This window comes from Streptomyces sp. NPDC048191 (genome assembly GCF_040652655.1).
In the GTDB taxonomy this organism is placed as follows: domain Bacteria; phylum Actinomycetota; class Actinomycetes; order Streptomycetales; family Streptomycetaceae; genus Streptomyces.
In genome coordinates this window covers 10,941-25,735 of sequence record NZ_JBEZMO010000012.1, presented here as the reverse complement: position 1 = coordinate 25,735, position 14,795 = coordinate 10,941, and the positions used below count along the sequence as shown (strand labels likewise).

The following is a 14,795-nucleotide window of genomic DNA, read 5'->3' as shown; positions in this document are numbered from 1 at the left end:
GGAGATCGCATCGTGGACGCCGATGCCTTGACGGACGTCGATGCCGACGTGGTGGTCGTCGGGGGAGGACCGGTAGGGCTCTTCCTCGCCGCCGAACTCGGGCTGGGCGGCGCCTCCGTGGTCGTCGTGGAGAAGCTCGACCGGCCGGTGCGGGCCAACAGTCCCGCGCTGCGCGGAGTGACCACCCGCACCATGCGCACGCTCGCGCTGCGCGGCCTGGACGAACCGGTCGTCCGGGCGGCGGAGCAGGCCCTGCGGGACCTGATCGGCACCGCGGCCGGGCTGCGTCCGGACCGCCCCCCGCGGCACGAGAAACCGGGCCAGGTCACGTCGACGCGGCTCGGCGCCGGCGGGGCCACGAAGGGACACATCGGCATGGTGCCCCTGACCGACCCGGCCGGTGAGTTCCCCGACGTGTCCCTGCTGCCGGTGCCGTACGCGGCCCTGCGGGAGGTGTTCGCCGGCCGGGCGCGCCGGCACGGTGTCCGGCTCGTCGAGGGACGCGCCGTCGTCGACCTCGACGCCGGTCCGTCCGGAGTGGTCGTCCACCTGGACGACGGGCGCGCCCTGCGGGCCCGCTACCTGGTGGGTGCCGACGGCGGGCGCAGCCTCGTGCGGCGCCTGGCCGGATTCGACTTCCCCGGCACCGAGCCGACGCTGTTCGCCGTCGGCGGCGAGGACGTGACCCTGCTGGATCCGGAGCAGCTCCCGCACGGGTTCACGCGGACACCACGGGGCGCGCTGATGGTCGACGTGGTGCCCGGCCAGCTCGTGGCCATCGAGTACGACGTCCCGCCGGCCGACCGGCTGGCGACGGCCACGAAGGACGAACTGCAGGCGGCGCTGCGGCGGGTGAGCGGCACCGACGTCACGGTCACCCGGGTGCGCTCTCCGTTCCGCTACAGCGACAACGCCCGCCACACCTCGACCTACCGGCGCGGCCGGGTGCTGCTCGCCGGCGACGCCGCGCACGTCCACTCGCCCTTCGGCGGGCAGGGCGTCAACCTCGGTATCCAGGACGCCGCCAACCTCGGCTGGAAGCTGGCCCGCGTGGTACGTGGCACCTCCGAGCCCGGACTGCTGGACACGTACACGGCCGAACGCCACCCCGTGGCGGCCCGCGTCCTGCGCAACTCGCGGGCCCAGGCGGCACTGCTGCGCCACGGCCCCCAGGTGGACGCGCTGCGTGAGCTGTTCACCGAGCTGGCCGGACTCCCGCAGGGCAAGCGCACACTGATCGAGATGCTGCACGGACTGGACATCGTCTACGACGGGCCCGCCTCCGGCCATCCGCTCGTCGGCGCCTTCGCACCCGACCTGGTGTCCGCCGAGGACGGTGGCGTGCTCCGGCCCGTCGACGGCCGTGGGCTGCTGGTGGACGTGGTGGGCTCGGCCGGACTGCGTGCGGCCGTGGCCGGCCGTCCGGATCTGCGCTGGGTCCGGGGCGTCTGCCCCGGCCGCCCCGGACTGGCCGCGGTGCTGGTACGTCCCGACGGGTACGTCGCCTGGGCCCGCGATCTCGGCACCGAGGCGGACTCGCCGGCCCGGGCACTGGACCACTGGTTCGGCCCGAGCCGGGCGCCGGCGGTCCTGGGCTGAGGAGGCACACGCAGAGGCGGGCGGGGAATCGGGGTGTGCGGCCCGGTTCCCCGCCCGCCTCCGTCCGTGCCGGAGCGCGGTCGGACACCCGGAAAGCCGCAGCTCCCGGAGCCTGACGGGCTGTCCGGGAGCTGCGGCTTCTTCGTGGGGGAATCCGGCCGGACCGGAAGGGGACGCGGTCCGGCCGGAGTGGGGGGATCGAGGGGAGCGGGGTGCCGCTCAGACGCGGGACAGGCGGAGCTCCTGCGTGGCGCGGAAGCTCGGCAGGATCCCGTCCCGTTCGGCCTCCTTCAGGGTGGGGGCGGCCGCGTCGCGTGCGGAGAGGACCGGGGTCGTGCCGGCCGGCCAGTCGATGCCGATGTCCGGGTCCAGCGGGTGGATGCCGTGCTCACGCTCCGGCGTGTACGGGGTCGAACACAGGTAGAACGCCGTGGCCTCCTCGCTCAGCGCCATGAACGCGTGGCCGAGGCCCTCCGCGATGTAGAGGGCGTCCCGGTTCCGGTCGTCCAGCCGCACGGAGAGCCACCGGCCGAAGGTGGGCGAGCCGGTGCGCAGGTCCACGACCACGTCCAGGATCGCCCCGGCCGCGCAGGTGATGTATTTCGCCTGACCGGGCGGGACGTCCGCGAAATGTATTCCGCGGATCGCCCCGCGCCGGGTCACCGGGCAATTGGCCTGCGCGGCGGTCAGTTCGTGCCCCACGCTTTTGCGGAATTCCTCTCCGTTGAACCACTCCAGCACGCTTCCACGCTCATCACGGTGAATGAGGGGAGAATGCAGCCAAACACCTTCGATCGCGAGTCTGCGCACTGTCCGATTCCTCTCGGGCGGGGGACGACGTACGGCATGAGCCGCGGACCGCGGCTATTCGGCCACGTAGGTGCACCCGCTCCACTCGTACACGAGGAGTTCGTGCTCCTCCTCCACGACGGTCTCGCCGGTGGGTTCGAAGTGGTCGTACCGGTTTCCGTTCAGGACCTTCACCTTCGTGCTGACGTCGGCCACATACCGGATCCGTTCCTCCTGGCTCAGCTGCGGGGGCCGGCCACCGAGGAGCAAGACGTTGGGCCTGGGCGCGGTCATGTGTCGTCTCCTTCGATCGGACGAGCGTCGGGCAGTGACCTGTGCGGGCCTTGCCGTACCGCCAGAATCGCCCCTTCGCATAAAGCTGTCCTAAAACAGCGGACCGTCCCGTCCCGGCGCCACCTTAGCCGGGCTTTGGAGGTCACCACGACGATGGTGTTCTCATCGTGTGGCTCCTTTTGTCTCTTGTCTTCTGCGCGTTGACTTCTGATTCTTGTTGTGATCTGCAGGCTTCTGGATTCGGTATCCGTGAACGAAGGGGGCATGCCGATGTGGCGTCGCCTGGGCGGCTGGACATGGAGCGCGCTGCGGGGCATGGGCCCGGCACTGACCGCGCTCGGACTGGCCTGTGGCGCCCTCCTCCCGCTCGGCTGGCACTGGGACGACGAGTGGGAGGAGGAGCCCGGCACCGGACCGGTCCTGTCGGAACCGGGGCCGGGGCATCCCGAGCGCCTGGTCGCCGGAGTGCCGCTGGACGCCGTCGAAGAACAACTGTGGAGCCAGCTGACGAAGTGATGAGGAAGTCCGTACGCGCGCTCCGCCCACCGGGAGGCCCCGTGCTCGCCACCGCTCGCCGCCTGTTACGACCGCTCCGCAAGCGCCCGGCGGTGTTCGGCGCCGTCCCCGAGGGGCGACGGCTCCAGCGGATCCTGCGCTCGCCGAACCACGCGGGCGGCGGCTTCGTCAATCCCGTGCCCGAACCCGAACTGCCGCGCTTCTGGAAGGTGTTGCCCGAGCTGCTGGGACAGGTGCGGGTGTGGACCGACTCGGGGCGCAGGCCGGTCCGGCCCGTCCCGCTGCACCGCACCACGCTCGCGGACCTCGCCGTGCCGCCGGCCTCCGGGCTGCGGCTGACCTGGCTCGGACACTCCACCGTGCTGGCCGAGATCGGCGGCCGGAAGGTGCTCTTCGACCCGGTGTGGAGCGCCCGTTGCTCGCCCTTCGGCTTCCTCGGCCCCAGGCGGCTGCATCCGGTGCCCGTGCCGCTGGAGGCGCTCACCGATGTCGACGTGGTCGTCGTCTCCCACGACCACTACGACCATCTGGACATGGCGGCCGTCCGCACCCTGGCCACGGGGAACGCCGTCTTCGCCGTACCGCTCGGCGTCGGCGCCCACCTGGAGCGCTGGGGGGTGCCGGCGGACCGGGTGCGGGAGCTGGACTGGGGCGAGTCCGCCGGGATCGCGGGCCTCGCGCTCACCGCCACGCCCGCACTGCACTCCTGCGGCCGGGGGCTGGCGGGACCGCGGCGGGCGCTGTGGGCCTCCTGGGTGGTGGCCTCCGCGGCCCACCGCCTCTTCCACAGCGGGGACACCGGCTACTTCCCGGGGTTCTCCCGGATCGGCGCCGAGCACGGGCCGTTCGACGCCACGATGATCCAGGTCGGGGCGTACAACGAGCTGTGGCCCACCCACCACATGACCCCCGAGGAAGGCCTGCGCGCTCACCTGGAGCTGTCCGGCGGCGCCCCCGGAGGCGCGCTGCTGCCGATCCACTGGGGCACCTTCGACCTGGCCCCGCACCCCTGGTCCGCCCCCGTCGAGGGGATCACGGCCGCGGCCCGCCGTCGGGACGTACGGGTGGCCGCACCCGAACCGGGCCGGCCCTTCGAGCCCCTGCTGGAGACGCCGGACGAGCCCTGGTGGCGGGCCGTCACCGCGAGCCGGCCCGCGGAACACGGCAACGCGGGGCGGGCGAGGCCGGTACAGGGCCGGGAGTCCGCCGCGGTTGCGAGGGGGGACATCCCGGAAGGGACGGCACCGGCACCGGGCCGGGAGCCCGCCTAGGGGGAGGGGCGCGCTCTGCCCCGGGTGAGGCATCACCGGCCGGTCGGCCGTGGAGGCGCCACCGGCGGCAACTGTGCGCCCTGCCGCAGCCGTTGGGCGCGGGGGCCCGAGTGCCGGGTGAAGTCCGGGGCGCGGTCCGCGTGCCGGCCTGCTCACCCCGGCGGGCGGGCGGTGCTGAGGGCGTCGCGGTACCAGTGCGCGTAGCGCGGGCAGGTTTCGCGGAAGCCGGCGCCGGGGGAGACGTCCACGGACCGCCACAGCCGTGTGCTGTCGTAGTAGTGGTCCTGACCGAGCAGGCTCAGGCGGCGGGCGGCCGCGGCGCCCAGCACGGCCACGGCACGGTCGTGGCCGATCCCGTCGGTGACGGCGGGAGCCAGGGACTCGGCGGCGAGGACGTCGAGGATCTCCGCCAGCGTCGTCGGCACGGGATGCGCCGCGTGCAGGACGGCCCCTTCGAGACCGGCCGCCCGTCGCAGCGCCACCGCGCACACCGCCTCGGCCAGCGCGTGCACGGAGATGAGGGAGAGCCTCGCGGCACCGCCGGCCGGGCGGGCGGACAACCGGCGGACCAGCTCCGCCACCGCCGGCACGAACCAGCGGTCCCCGGCGCCGTACACGAACATCGGCCGCAGCACCGTGCCCCCGGCGGCCAGGACGCTGCGCTCGGCCAGCAGCCGGGAGCGGCTGGTCGGCGACACCGGGGCGGGCTCGACCTCGTCCTCGGCGATGCCCCGGTGGACGCCCTCGCCGTACACCGCGGCGGTGCTGACGTAGACGATGCGGCGCACTCCCGCGCGCCGGGCCTCGGCGACCAGGGCCGCCGTGCCGCGCTCGTTGACGGCCCAGCACTCCTCCTCGCCGCCGTCGATCACGGAGGCGGTGTGCACCAGCGTGCCGACGCCCCGGCAGATCCCGCGGAGCGAGGCGGGGTCGGCCAGGTCGCCCCGCACCACCTCGGTCGCGTCCGCACCGGCGCGGTGGGCGAGCACCCGTACCGGCGTCCCACGGGAGCCCAGGGCCTCGCGCACGTGGGAGCCGATGAAGCCGAACCCGCCGGTCAGCAGGACGGTACCGGAGGAGAACCCGCTCACTGTTCCTCGCTTCCGCCGGTCACCGTGCGGAGCAGGCCCGCGACCGGCACTTCGCTGTCGTGGTTGAGCAGGGCGGTGGTCACCCGGTACGGGTCCGCGTACCCGCGCCGACCGGTGAGCCGGGTCAGATAGCGCGTTGCCTCGGCACCGTCGCCGGCGTGGTCCCGCAGCAGCCGCCCGGCCCGCCGCACCCACCGCCCGAGTTGCCGCAGCGAGAAGGACTGTGCGGCGGTCCGGCCCAGCCCGGCCACCAGGTACAGGCGCAGACCGAGCCGGAACGCCGCCGGGCCGTGCTCCTCGATCAGGGCTCCCTGGTAGGCGCCGAGGGTGTACCCCTCCCAGCCGCCGGCCCGCGCCGAGCGGGTGACGCCGTCCAGCGGGACCCGCGGCACCTCGAACCGCAGCACGGCCGGGGCCCCGAGCGTCTCCAGAACGCGGGCCACCGTCCGGTAGTCGGAACGCAGTTCGACGTCGTGGGCGAGCACCACCAGGTCGTACCGGCCGAGCACCGGAATCAGCTCGCGCAGGAGGTACAGCAGGTAGTTGGCCTGCCCCTCCTCGCTCAGCACGGCGCGCAGGGGCAGTCCCTCGCGGGTGGCGTCCAGGTAGACGGGGGCACCGAGCGGACGCCCGTCCAGGCACACGTCGTGGCGCACCAGCAGGTCGATGACCTCGTCGGTGGGTGCCAGCTCCGGCCGCCCCCGGCCGAGGTGAGGGTCCGCCAGGCCGAGGCGACGGTAGTGCTGCTCCCACAGGTCGAGCAGCCGGGCGCTGACCGGGTGGACCCAGCCCTCCTCGGCGCGCCGCACCGTCGGCCTGATCGACGCGAACGGTGCGCCCCCCTCCCGGTGATGCGCGACGTACAGGCGGCCGATGTCCTCCTCGCCGAGCGCCCCGGCGTCGAGCCCCGGGTGCCGGCGGTCGAGGTACTCCCAGAACCCCGCCACCTGACGGCTGCCCGCGTACGACGCATGATGGTAGGCGACGTCGATGTCCGCGAAGGCGGGTGTGGCCCGTCTGATGACGTCCAGGGACAGCAGGTACTTCACATGGGTGGGCGTCAGCGGCTTGGTGGGGCTCACCGTGACCGGGGCGAGCAGGACCCGTTGGCGCCGGCCGCGCCCTGCGGCGTCGGCTACCACGAGACCGGCAGCCTTCGTACGCCGCGCACGTACATGCCGGTCCGCCACTGCAGTTCCTTCTCCGGGACGGCCGGCTTCAGCCCCGGCAGCAGACGCAGCAGACAGCCGAGAGCGACCTCCAGTTCCATCTGGGCCAGCGGTGCGCCGAGGCACCGGTGACGGCCGTGCCCGAAGGACAGGTGCGGGTTGGCCGGCCGGTCCGGGCGCAGGGTGTCCGGTTCGGGGAAGACCTCGGGGTCGCGGTTGGCGCCGTCCGTCACGGGCAGGACGACCGTGCCGGGTCCGAGGCGGCACCCACCGAGCCGGACGGGCCGCCGCACCACGTGCGGGACCCCGCCGGTGGCGTTGAGCGACGTGAACCGCAGCATCTCCTGCACGGCGGCGGGCAGCAGGTCCGGACGCCCGCGCAGCCGCCCCGCCAGCGTGGGGTCGCGCAGCAGCACCAGGACGCACAGGCCGAGCTGGTTGGCCGTCGTCTCGTGAGCGGCGATCAGCAGCCCGTACGCCAGGTGCACGGCCTCGTCCGAGGTCACCTCCCCGTCGTCGCGGGCCCGCGCGAGCCGGCCGAACACGCCGTCGGGATCCGCGTGCGGCCCGGCGAGGAAGGTCTCGAACTCGTCGAACATGGCACGGTGCGCGGCCGCCACCTCGTCCCGGTCGAACGCCGTGGTGGACATCATCCGTTCCACCAGCGGCAGCAGCCCCCTCACCCGGGCCTCGGCGAGTCCGAAGATCCCGCCGATCACGCCCACCGTGAGCGGCACCGCGAAGTCCGCCAACAGGTCGGCGGGCCCGCCGCGTTCGATCATCCCCGCCAGCAGGTCCTCGGCCAGCCGCGTCACCTCCGGGCGCAACCGGGCGGCCTGCCGGCCGGTGAAGGCGTGGGCCACGAGACGACGTCGCCGGGTGTGGTCGGGCGGATCCACCGAGTTCAGCGCCAGCGATTCGGGCGACCGGGCGCTGAGCCCGAACCGTGCCGCGGGGAAGCGGGCGAAGGCGGGGTCGGTGAGCACCCGGCTCACGTCCGCGTGCCGGTGCACCAGCAGCGCGGACACCCCGCTGCGCAGGGTCACCGGCACCAGCCGGCCCAGCCCCGCGAGGGTACGGAAGTCCGGGGCCGGCTCGACGCCGTGGTGCTCGGGGAAGGGGAACGGCCGTGCCGGGTTCACGCGGCGTCCTCCCTCGGCTCACGGCCCTGCAGGGCCTCGCGTATCGCCTGCACGCTCTGCGTCGCCTGGGCCTCGGTGCAGTGGCCGGGGGCGCCGATGAAGGCCCGTCCGCTGTCCACCTCGCCGACGCGCGGCACCAGCCAGGTGTGGAAGTGCGGTGTGCCCTCCATGCAGGACCACACGTGCACCCGGGGCGCTCCGGTGGCCTCCTTGATCGCCCCGGTCAGCCGCCGGACCAGCAGTCCGAGCGAGACGGCCTCGTCCGGGGAGATGTCGCTGTGGTCGAGGAAGTGGCGGCGGGACTCGATGAGCAGGGTGCCGCGCGGCCAGAACCCGGTCGGACCGTGCCCGACCCGCCAGGTTCCGTCGTCGACGAGGTGCCCGCCGGGCGGTACCGGGCGGCCGGCCCAGGCGGGCACCGGCTCACCCGCGTACTTGGCGCAGATCAGGCAGCGCTCCTGCCCCGGTTCGCTCCCGCCGAGCAGCCGGCTGACCGGGTCGGCGACCTGGGCCAGGGGCTCCACCTGGGCGTGTCGCACGTACCAGGCGTCCAGCGCGGCGGCCGTGGCCCGCGGGTCGTCCAGGGGAGCGGGACCGGCGGTGCCCCAGCGCGCCCGGGCGCCGGTCTCACCCGTGCCGGTGCGCTCGCCGATCCAGGACCAGGGGGTGTCGCGTGCGCGCAGATAGCCCACCAGCGCGTCCCGCAGCGCGGGCACGTCATCGTCCAGGAGCTGCCAGAGCCGCTCGGCCAGCGCGCTCCCGGAACCGGCGGGACCGTCCGGCGCGGCGACCGCCTCGCGCAGCTCCTCGGACAGGTCCCGCAGCCGCGCCGACAGCGCCAGCCGGGCCAGGTCGGACTCGGTGAAGTGAGCCGGCATCGTTTCCTCCTACGTCAGGGTGCCAGCGAGGCGTACAGGCGGAGCGCCGGCGAGTCGTCGGCGGCGTGGTGCACCCGGGCGTAGCCGGGACCGCCGGGGGCGCGGTGCGCGTCGAGTTCGAGCCGGTGGGTGATCCGGAGCGGCTCCCCGGGGCCGAGCCGGCCGAGCAGCGCGGCTTCCGCGAGCGTGTGGTGCAGGTGCACGAGGTAGCCGACGAGCGTCAGCCCGCCCGTGGCGAGCTGCAGTTCGCGAGGCGGGCCGGCGGCGCGGCCCGGTATGTCGAGGACCGCGGGGAGCGGCGGCAGCGAACCGGTGAGCGGTTTGAGCAGCCGGCTCACCCCCGGCGGATGCTGCGCCGGGCAGGGCCCGAGCCAGGCCGCCGAACCGGCCGGAGCCACCGTCCGGGCCCGGGCGCGGCCGGTCAGGTTCACCGGGTTGCCGAACAGGAACCGGGTGCGGGTCCACGAGCCCATCCAGGCCCGGCCCTCCGCCGCGGACAGGTCCGCCGCAAAGGCGCGGACGCCGTGCACCAGGTCGTGGACGTCCAGGCTGCGCAGTACGACGAGGGTCGTGACGGGGTCGGCGTCCTTGCCGGACTCGGCCACCAGCCGGGCCCGTTCGTCGAACAGCGACGTCAGCCGGTCCTGGGCGCCCCGGGTGTCCTGGGCCTCCCGGGCGGTGACCGGCGCGGGTGCCGGAGTCATCGGGCCGCCCTCGGTTCGATCACCTCGCGGACCCGGGCCAGCAGGCTCGCGGGCGGCACGTCGGCGTCCAGCACGGTCAGCGGGAGTTCTGCGACCTCCTTGAGCAGCGCGCCGCGCAGTTCGTCCTGCAGCCGCGCGAAGCCCGCCTCGGTCGGTTCGGCGCCCAGGTACTCGAAGGCGTTGAGCCGGTGGCCGCCGCCGCTGCGGGCCCATCCCACCGCGGAGGGCAGGTCCAGGTAGACCACGCCCGTGGGCCGGGGGAAGGTCCGCCAGTAGTCGAACAGCTCCCGGTGCTCGACACCGAGCAGGGCGCATTTGGCGAGCAGCTTGTAGTAGTACGAGTCGACGACCACCTTCTCCCGGTTCGCGGCCCGCGCCAGCTCGTCCCGCAGGTGCAGCACGATCGGGTGCAGTACGGCGAGGACCAGTTCCGGCGAGTACGGCCGGCCGGTGCGCGCGAACGCCCCGTCCACCCAGGTCTCGCGGAGCTGCCGGACGAGTGGGGAGCCCTCCAGGTAGCGGTCGTCGTAGGAGACCACGTGCCAGCCGTGCTCGGTGTGCAGCCGGCTCAGGAGCGTGGACTTTCCGGAGAAGTCCGGGCCGAGCAGTGTCCAGAATCCGGTCAAGGGAACTTCCCTCCTGTTCCTCGGTCGAGTCCAGCCCCTGTCACCGCGTGTCCAGCAGGCCGAGGGCCGCGAAGGAGAGGAAGGACAGCAGCAGGTACAGCACGGCGAGGCCCACGGGCCAGCGCGGCGCCCCCCGGTGGAAACGGGTCGCGGCCAGCACGGGGACGGGCAGTGGGAGCAGCACCAGCCAGCCCGCCGCCTGGCCCGCCGACCAGGGCCGGGTCGCCACGAGTTCCAGCGCCGCCGCCGCGTACGCGAGGGCCAGCGTGACCCTCGCGGTGCCCTGGACGCCCAGCGCGTGCACGGGGGTGCGCAGGTGCTCAGCGGGGTCGCGCACCAGCCGCCGCGCGAACTCCAGATGGGTGAGCGACAGCACGAATCCCAGGGCGGCGGCCAGGTCCGCGCCGCTCGGCGACGCGTCGTACCCCTGCACGGAGCCCAGGTACACATAGCCGCACATCAGCGTCTGCAGCGGGACGTTGATCAGGAGCTGCAGCAGGGGCCGCTCCGGGTCCGGCCACTGCCAGCGCCATTCGACGAACAGGATCAGGCACACGTACCCGCACACCGCGGCGTAGCCGGCCGCGGGGGCGCCGCGGGGCGCGTTGAGCAGCAGCAGCCCGCCCATGCCCAGGAAGAACAGCAGCATCAGGTCCATGACCCGGACGGCACCGGTGACCAGCGGCCGGCGGGGGTTCTGGACCCGGTCGTAGTCGAGGTCGCGGACGTCGTCGACGGCGCGGAACAGCAGGAGCGTGACCGCGATGGTCGCCGCGGTCACGGCGAGACCGGAGGCCGGAACCGGTCCGGAGCGGTGGGCCGTGCGGTAGACGGCGGTCAGGCCGTACGACCAGCCGAGGCCCGCCGTCGCGTAGAACCAGAGCGGATACGTCAGGGCGTACCTGGTGAGCCGGATGATCACGACGCGTCCTCGGCTCCCGGCTCCTCGAGCACGGTGACCGTACCCCGGTCGCCGTCCACCTCGATCCAGGCCCCGTCGGGGATGCGGTCCACGGCTCCGCGCACCGCGACGACCGTGGGGACGCCGAAGATCCGCCCGGTGATGGCCATGTGCGACAGGACCGTTCCCCGCTCGGCCACCAGCCCCTTGGCCACCAGCATCAGGAACAGCCAGCCGGGGTCGGTCTCCCGGGCCACCAGGATCCGGTCGCGGCACGACTCGGGGTCCACGTGCGGGTCGGTGACCACCCGGGCCCGTCCGCTGACCACACCCCCGCTGGAGGCGAGGCCGTGCAACTCGGGTCCGCTCTCGCCGCGGACCGCGGTGGCGGTCGCCAGCGCGGTGGTCACGGGCAGGTCGGCGTCGGTGGTGAACACGTTCGGGGGGTCGGCCCGCCCGGCGGAGGCCTCGCGGGCGGCGGCCCGCAGCCGCGCCAGGTCGCGCAGGGCGACGCCCGTCCCGTCGCCTTCGTAGGCGCCCAGGATCTCCTCGATGGTCAGGTCGTGGACGTCGGTGACCGCGTCCAGCTGCCCCGCGGCGACGAGGTGCCCGGCGAGCGCCGACACCATCCGGCGCGAGGCACCGATCAGTTCGGTGCGGCAGAAGCGCGCGTTCTCACGGATGAGCAGATTGCGGCGCAGCGACCAGAACAGAATCCGCAGCGCGGCCAGCCGCAGCGGTCCCCGGCAGTGGGCCCGCAGCTCGCTCTGCGCCTGCCGGCGCGCCCGGCGTTCCTCCTCGACGCTGACCGCGACCGTGCGGCCGGTGGCGACCAGCGGCCTGAGCTGGTCGACGAGCAGTTCGGGACGCTGCGCGACCACGGTGGTCTCCAGCTTGAGGTCGTGCAGCCCGCGGTCGCCGTACCGCCGCACATGGGCGTGGGCCAGCTCGGCGAGGTCCGTGCCGAACCCGCCCGCCGACAGCCGGCGCCACACGGCGGCCGAGTCCCGCTCCCCGTCCGCCAGCACGGCCGCCCGCGCCTCGGGCCGGTTCCCGACGGCCTCCGCCAGGGTCAGCAGCGAACGCAGCGCCAGGACCGACCGGTTGACGGGGCCGTCGCACAGCATGCCGTTGAGCACCCCGCGGTCGGCCCCCGGGGCCCAGCGGCCCATCAGCCGCTCGGCCAGGTCGAGTTCGGCGATGACATGGGAGCCGGTGACGAGCGTGCCGCCCCAGCGCAGGGCGACGTCCGCCCACAGCTCCCGGTAGTCCTGCACGATCTGCCCGGGCGTGCGGGTCCGCGGATCGGGCAGTGCCTCGCGCCGCTCCTCCCACCAGGCGAAGAACCGGCGCATCCGCGGCGGGTTGAGGGCACGCCGGACACCGGAGGCCGGCAGCTCGCGCGCCAGGGTCGCCCAGCGCCGCAACCGCCCGGGCGCGGGCACGACCACCGAGGAGTCGACCGTCACCACGGCCTTCTCCCACTTGCGGCGCAGTCCGAGGAAGGCCCGCATCCGGGAGTGCAGCCGGTACCAGGACTCCAGCCGCATGTACACGCGGCCGTCGAGATGGCCGAGCATCCGCCGCAGCTCGTAGCGGTGCGCCCGGAGCGTCCTCTCCGGGACCCCCATGCGGCGGTAGAGCTCCTCGAATCCGACGGCGTACAGCTCGCGGGCCACGGAACAGGTCAGCACGGAGGTGTACCCGGCGAAGCTCTCGGAGATGTTCCCGTTGCTCCAGTGCAGTTCGCGCGTCGCCCGGGCGGGCGCGGACAGGACGGCGGGCCGCGCCTGGACGAGGTGTATCTCACCGTCCTCGGTGATCGCTCCCTCGATGTCCTGCGGTGTGCCGAAGTGGCGTTCCAGTGCCACCGCCAGTTCCGCGACGCGCCGTGCGGTGCCGTCGTCGAGGACCGGACGGTCCGCGAGCTCGTCGGGCACCCGTGCGGTGGTCGTGCCGCCGGACTCGCCCGGCACGACACGGCGCTTCTTGTGGACGAGCCGCGCCTGGACGGTCCCGGTCTCCCGGTCCACGGAGAAGTGATCGACATCGGCCTGTTCCTGGACCACTCCCTCCCCGAGCCCGTAGGCCGCCGCGACGAGGCACCGGCCGTTCTCCGAGGTGCCACGGGGGTCGCGGCTGAACGCCACGAAGGAGCGCGTGGCGGCGACCATGCGCTGCAGCCCCACGGCCATCCTCGTCGCGGTGGGATCGCCGCCGCGTCTGGTCCGGTAGAGCACCCCTTCCTCCGTGAAGGCCGAGGCCCAGCACTCGGCGACCCGGTCGACGAGTTCGGCACGGCCGACGGCCAGGAAGCTGCGCCCCAGGCCGGCGAAGGGGTCGGCCGCGGAGTCCTCGCCGCCCTGTTCCCCGTCGCCCGCGTGGGGGACGGCGCAGGAGCGGACCGCCACGACCCCCGACGCCCCGGCCAGTCGGTCGAAGTGGTCCAGCAGTGCCTCGGCCAGCTCTCGCGGCACGCCGTGCCGCCGTACCGCGGCCCCGGCCTTCCGCGCCCACTCGGCGAGCTCGCCGGGAGTGCTGCCCGCGGCCGGTTCGGGAATGTCCCGGCCGGCCGTCTCCATCATCCGGTCGAAGGCCGCGGCCGAGGCGCAGACGAACTCCGGAACCCGGTGTCCCGCGGCCCGCAGTCGCGCCTGACGCGCGAACTTGTGCCCGACGAGCAGCGGATCGGCCGCCTCCGGCGCGGTGTCGGCGAAGACCGTCCCGTGCGTCATACGACACGCTCCTCGACGCGAGGCCGGCGATTGCGAATTCTCTCGTACCGGTACGGGTCCACGATCAGCGTGTGGAAATTCGCGCTGCCGATTTCCTCGTCGAAGCTTCCGCCGGTACGGCGGTAAAGCCTCATCATGAGATCGAACGTCCGCCTTTCGACGGGCCGTCGCGTCCATTCCATACGGATGTCGCCCGGCGCGGGCGTCAGCGGAAGGTCCGCCTCCAGGGTCCGCAGAATGAATTTGGAGTCGAGGGCGTTCTGGAAGCCGGCGTGCCCGATGAGTGTCGCGAACTGCCGTGCCGCCTCGATGAGATGTTCCAGGGGGCGGTCCCGCAGCGCATGGTCCGCGCCGGGCCGCCGCACCCGGGCCAGCAGGCGGTCCGCGTGCCACCAGGCCGCGTCGATGAAGCAGTTCTCGGGCCGGGCGCGATGGGACAGGTCGGCCACGGGGAGGGTGTCCCCGGTCCGGCCGGGGGCGGCGGGTGCGCAGCGCGCCGCGGGGTCGTCGCGCAGCACGGCCGTTCCACCGCAGGCGGGATCGGGGCCGATGGCGCCGTGCAGCTCCCAGCGGGACTCGTGGCCGTCCCCGGCCGGCGGCGGCGAGACCGACAGGGTGACGTCGTCGTCCAGGCCGCAGAACTTGTGGAAGTCCAGGGACAGCGTGAGCCGCCGGTTCGGACGCGGGCTCCTGTCCGTGGCCCGGACCAGATCCAGCAGGCCGGCCACGATGAGAATTCCCGGCAGGTGGTCGAGGGTGTGGTCGAAGAAGAACGGATCGTCCTTGTCCACCACGAGGTGTGCTGTCGTTTCTCCAGGGGAACGGTCCCAGCCCGTCAGGATCTCTTTGCCCGAGAGGTCCCCCCGGAATTCTGTCCGGCTGCCGTACACGTAGCGTCCTCCCCACGTCGTGCAAGGAGTTCACCTTCGCTCACCGTCTCCGTGCCGCACATCGGGGAAACTGCGTACGTAAAGCCGGGCGGCGCGGCAGCGGGCCGGGATTCCCGGAATGCCGGCCCGCGATGACCATTTCCGCCTGATCACGGAGCCCACGACCGGGCACTCCTGTGACGGGAGTCAC

14 protein-coding genes are annotated in these 14,795 nt (G+C 73.8%); 3 read left to right on the top strand and 11 right to left on the bottom strand.

All coding sequences use genetic code 11. The annotated features are described in order from the left end of the window. Positions 1-12 precede the first annotated feature (12 nt). On the top strand, positions 13-1,599 hold the full coding sequence (locus AB0D93_RS20545; RefSeq protein WP_362121197.1) for an FAD-dependent monooxygenase: 1,587 nt from the start codon (positions 13-15) through the stop codon (positions 1,597-1,599). A 219-nt stretch (positions 1,600-1,818) separates the two neighbouring features. Here the strand turns inward: AB0D93_RS20545 and rfbC are convergent, their stop codons facing one another. Both rfbC and AB0D93_RS20535 read right to left on the bottom strand, forming a co-directional pair. After that, positions 1,819-2,409, bottom strand: coding sequence for a dTDP-4-dehydrorhamnose 3,5-epimerase (gene rfbC, locus AB0D93_RS20540; protein ID WP_362121195.1), 591 nt, complete (start codon positions 2,407-2,409; stop codon positions 1,819-1,821). 54 nt (positions 2,410-2,463) lie between these two features. Further along, the gene (locus AB0D93_RS20535) at positions 2,464-2,682 is read right to left on the bottom strand and encodes a DUF5988 family protein (protein WP_362121193.1); all 219 of its coding nucleotides are present in this window, start codon (positions 2,680-2,682) and stop codon (positions 2,464-2,466) included. A 264-nt stretch (positions 2,683-2,946) separates the two neighbouring features. On the opposite strand from AB0D93_RS20535, the gene AB0D93_RS20530 reads away from it, so the two are divergent. Beyond that, positions 2,947-3,198 (top strand): DUF6059 family protein, encoded by a 252-nt coding sequence (locus AB0D93_RS20530; protein WP_362121191.1) that lies wholly within the window; start codon positions 2,947-2,949, stop codon positions 3,196-3,198. A 41-nt stretch (positions 3,199-3,239) separates the two neighbouring features. Further along, positions 3,240-4,469 carry an MBL fold metallo-hydrolase gene (locus AB0D93_RS20525; RefSeq protein WP_362121189.1) on the top strand — a complete coding sequence of 410 codons (1,230 nt, stop codon included), beginning with the start codon at positions 3,240-3,242 and terminating at the stop codon, positions 4,467-4,469. A gap of 152 nt (positions 4,470-4,621) precedes the next feature. Here AB0D93_RS20525 and AB0D93_RS20520 read toward each other — a convergent pair whose 3' ends face one another. From AB0D93_RS20520 to AB0D93_RS20480, 9 genes are read right to left on the bottom strand one after another with little or no spacing between them, the layout of a single operon-like run. Beyond that, positions 4,622-5,560, bottom strand: coding sequence for an NAD-dependent epimerase/dehydratase family protein (locus AB0D93_RS20520; protein WP_362121187.1), 939 nt, complete (start codon positions 5,558-5,560; stop codon positions 4,622-4,624). Continuing rightward, positions 5,557-6,750 carry a hypothetical protein gene (locus AB0D93_RS20515; RefSeq protein WP_362121185.1) on the bottom strand — a complete coding sequence of 398 codons (1,194 nt, stop codon included), beginning with the start codon at positions 6,748-6,750 and terminating at the stop codon, positions 5,557-5,559. The genes AB0D93_RS20520 and AB0D93_RS20515 overlap by 4 nt, the downstream gene beginning before the upstream one ends. Continuing rightward, positions 6,696-7,871: a cytochrome P450 gene (locus tag AB0D93_RS20510; RefSeq protein WP_362121183.1), complete on the bottom strand. Its 1,176-nt coding sequence runs from the start codon at positions 7,869-7,871 to the stop codon at positions 6,696-6,698. Before AB0D93_RS20510 ends, AB0D93_RS20515 begins: the two co-directional genes overlap by 55 nt. Beyond that, entirely contained in the window at positions 7,868-8,749 is an 882-nt protein-coding gene (locus AB0D93_RS20505; RefSeq protein ID WP_362121181.1) for a hypothetical protein, read from the bottom strand. The genes AB0D93_RS20510 and AB0D93_RS20505 overlap by 4 nt, the downstream gene beginning before the upstream one ends. 14 nt (positions 8,750-8,763) lie before the next feature. Continuing rightward, positions 8,764-9,453 carry a DUF6182 family protein gene (locus AB0D93_RS20500; protein ID WP_362121179.1) on the bottom strand — a complete coding sequence of 230 codons (690 nt, stop codon included), beginning with the start codon at positions 9,451-9,453 and terminating at the stop codon, positions 8,764-8,766. Beyond that, complete coding sequence (locus tag AB0D93_RS20495) at positions 9,450-10,079, bottom strand: hypothetical protein (protein ID WP_362121177.1); 630 nt, start codon at positions 10,077-10,079, stop codon at positions 9,450-9,452. Before AB0D93_RS20495 ends, AB0D93_RS20500 begins: the two co-directional genes overlap by 4 nt. A 40-nt stretch (positions 10,080-10,119) precedes the next feature. Beyond that, positions 10,120-11,001 (bottom strand): hypothetical protein, encoded by an 882-nt coding sequence (locus tag AB0D93_RS20490; protein ID WP_362121175.1) that lies wholly within the window; start codon positions 10,999-11,001, stop codon positions 10,120-10,122. Next, positions 10,998-13,715, bottom strand: coding sequence for a PEP/pyruvate-binding domain-containing protein (locus tag AB0D93_RS20485; protein WP_362121173.1), 2,718 nt, complete (start codon positions 13,713-13,715; stop codon positions 10,998-11,000). Before AB0D93_RS20485 ends, AB0D93_RS20490 begins: the two co-directional genes overlap by 4 nt. Beyond that, a complete protein-coding gene (locus AB0D93_RS20480) occupies positions 13,712-14,509 on the bottom strand; it encodes an AfsA-related hotdog domain-containing protein (protein WP_362121172.1) in 798 nt (265 codons plus the stop codon). The genes AB0D93_RS20485 and AB0D93_RS20480 overlap by 4 nt, the downstream gene beginning before the upstream one ends. Positions 14,510-14,795: the final 286 nt, after the last annotated feature.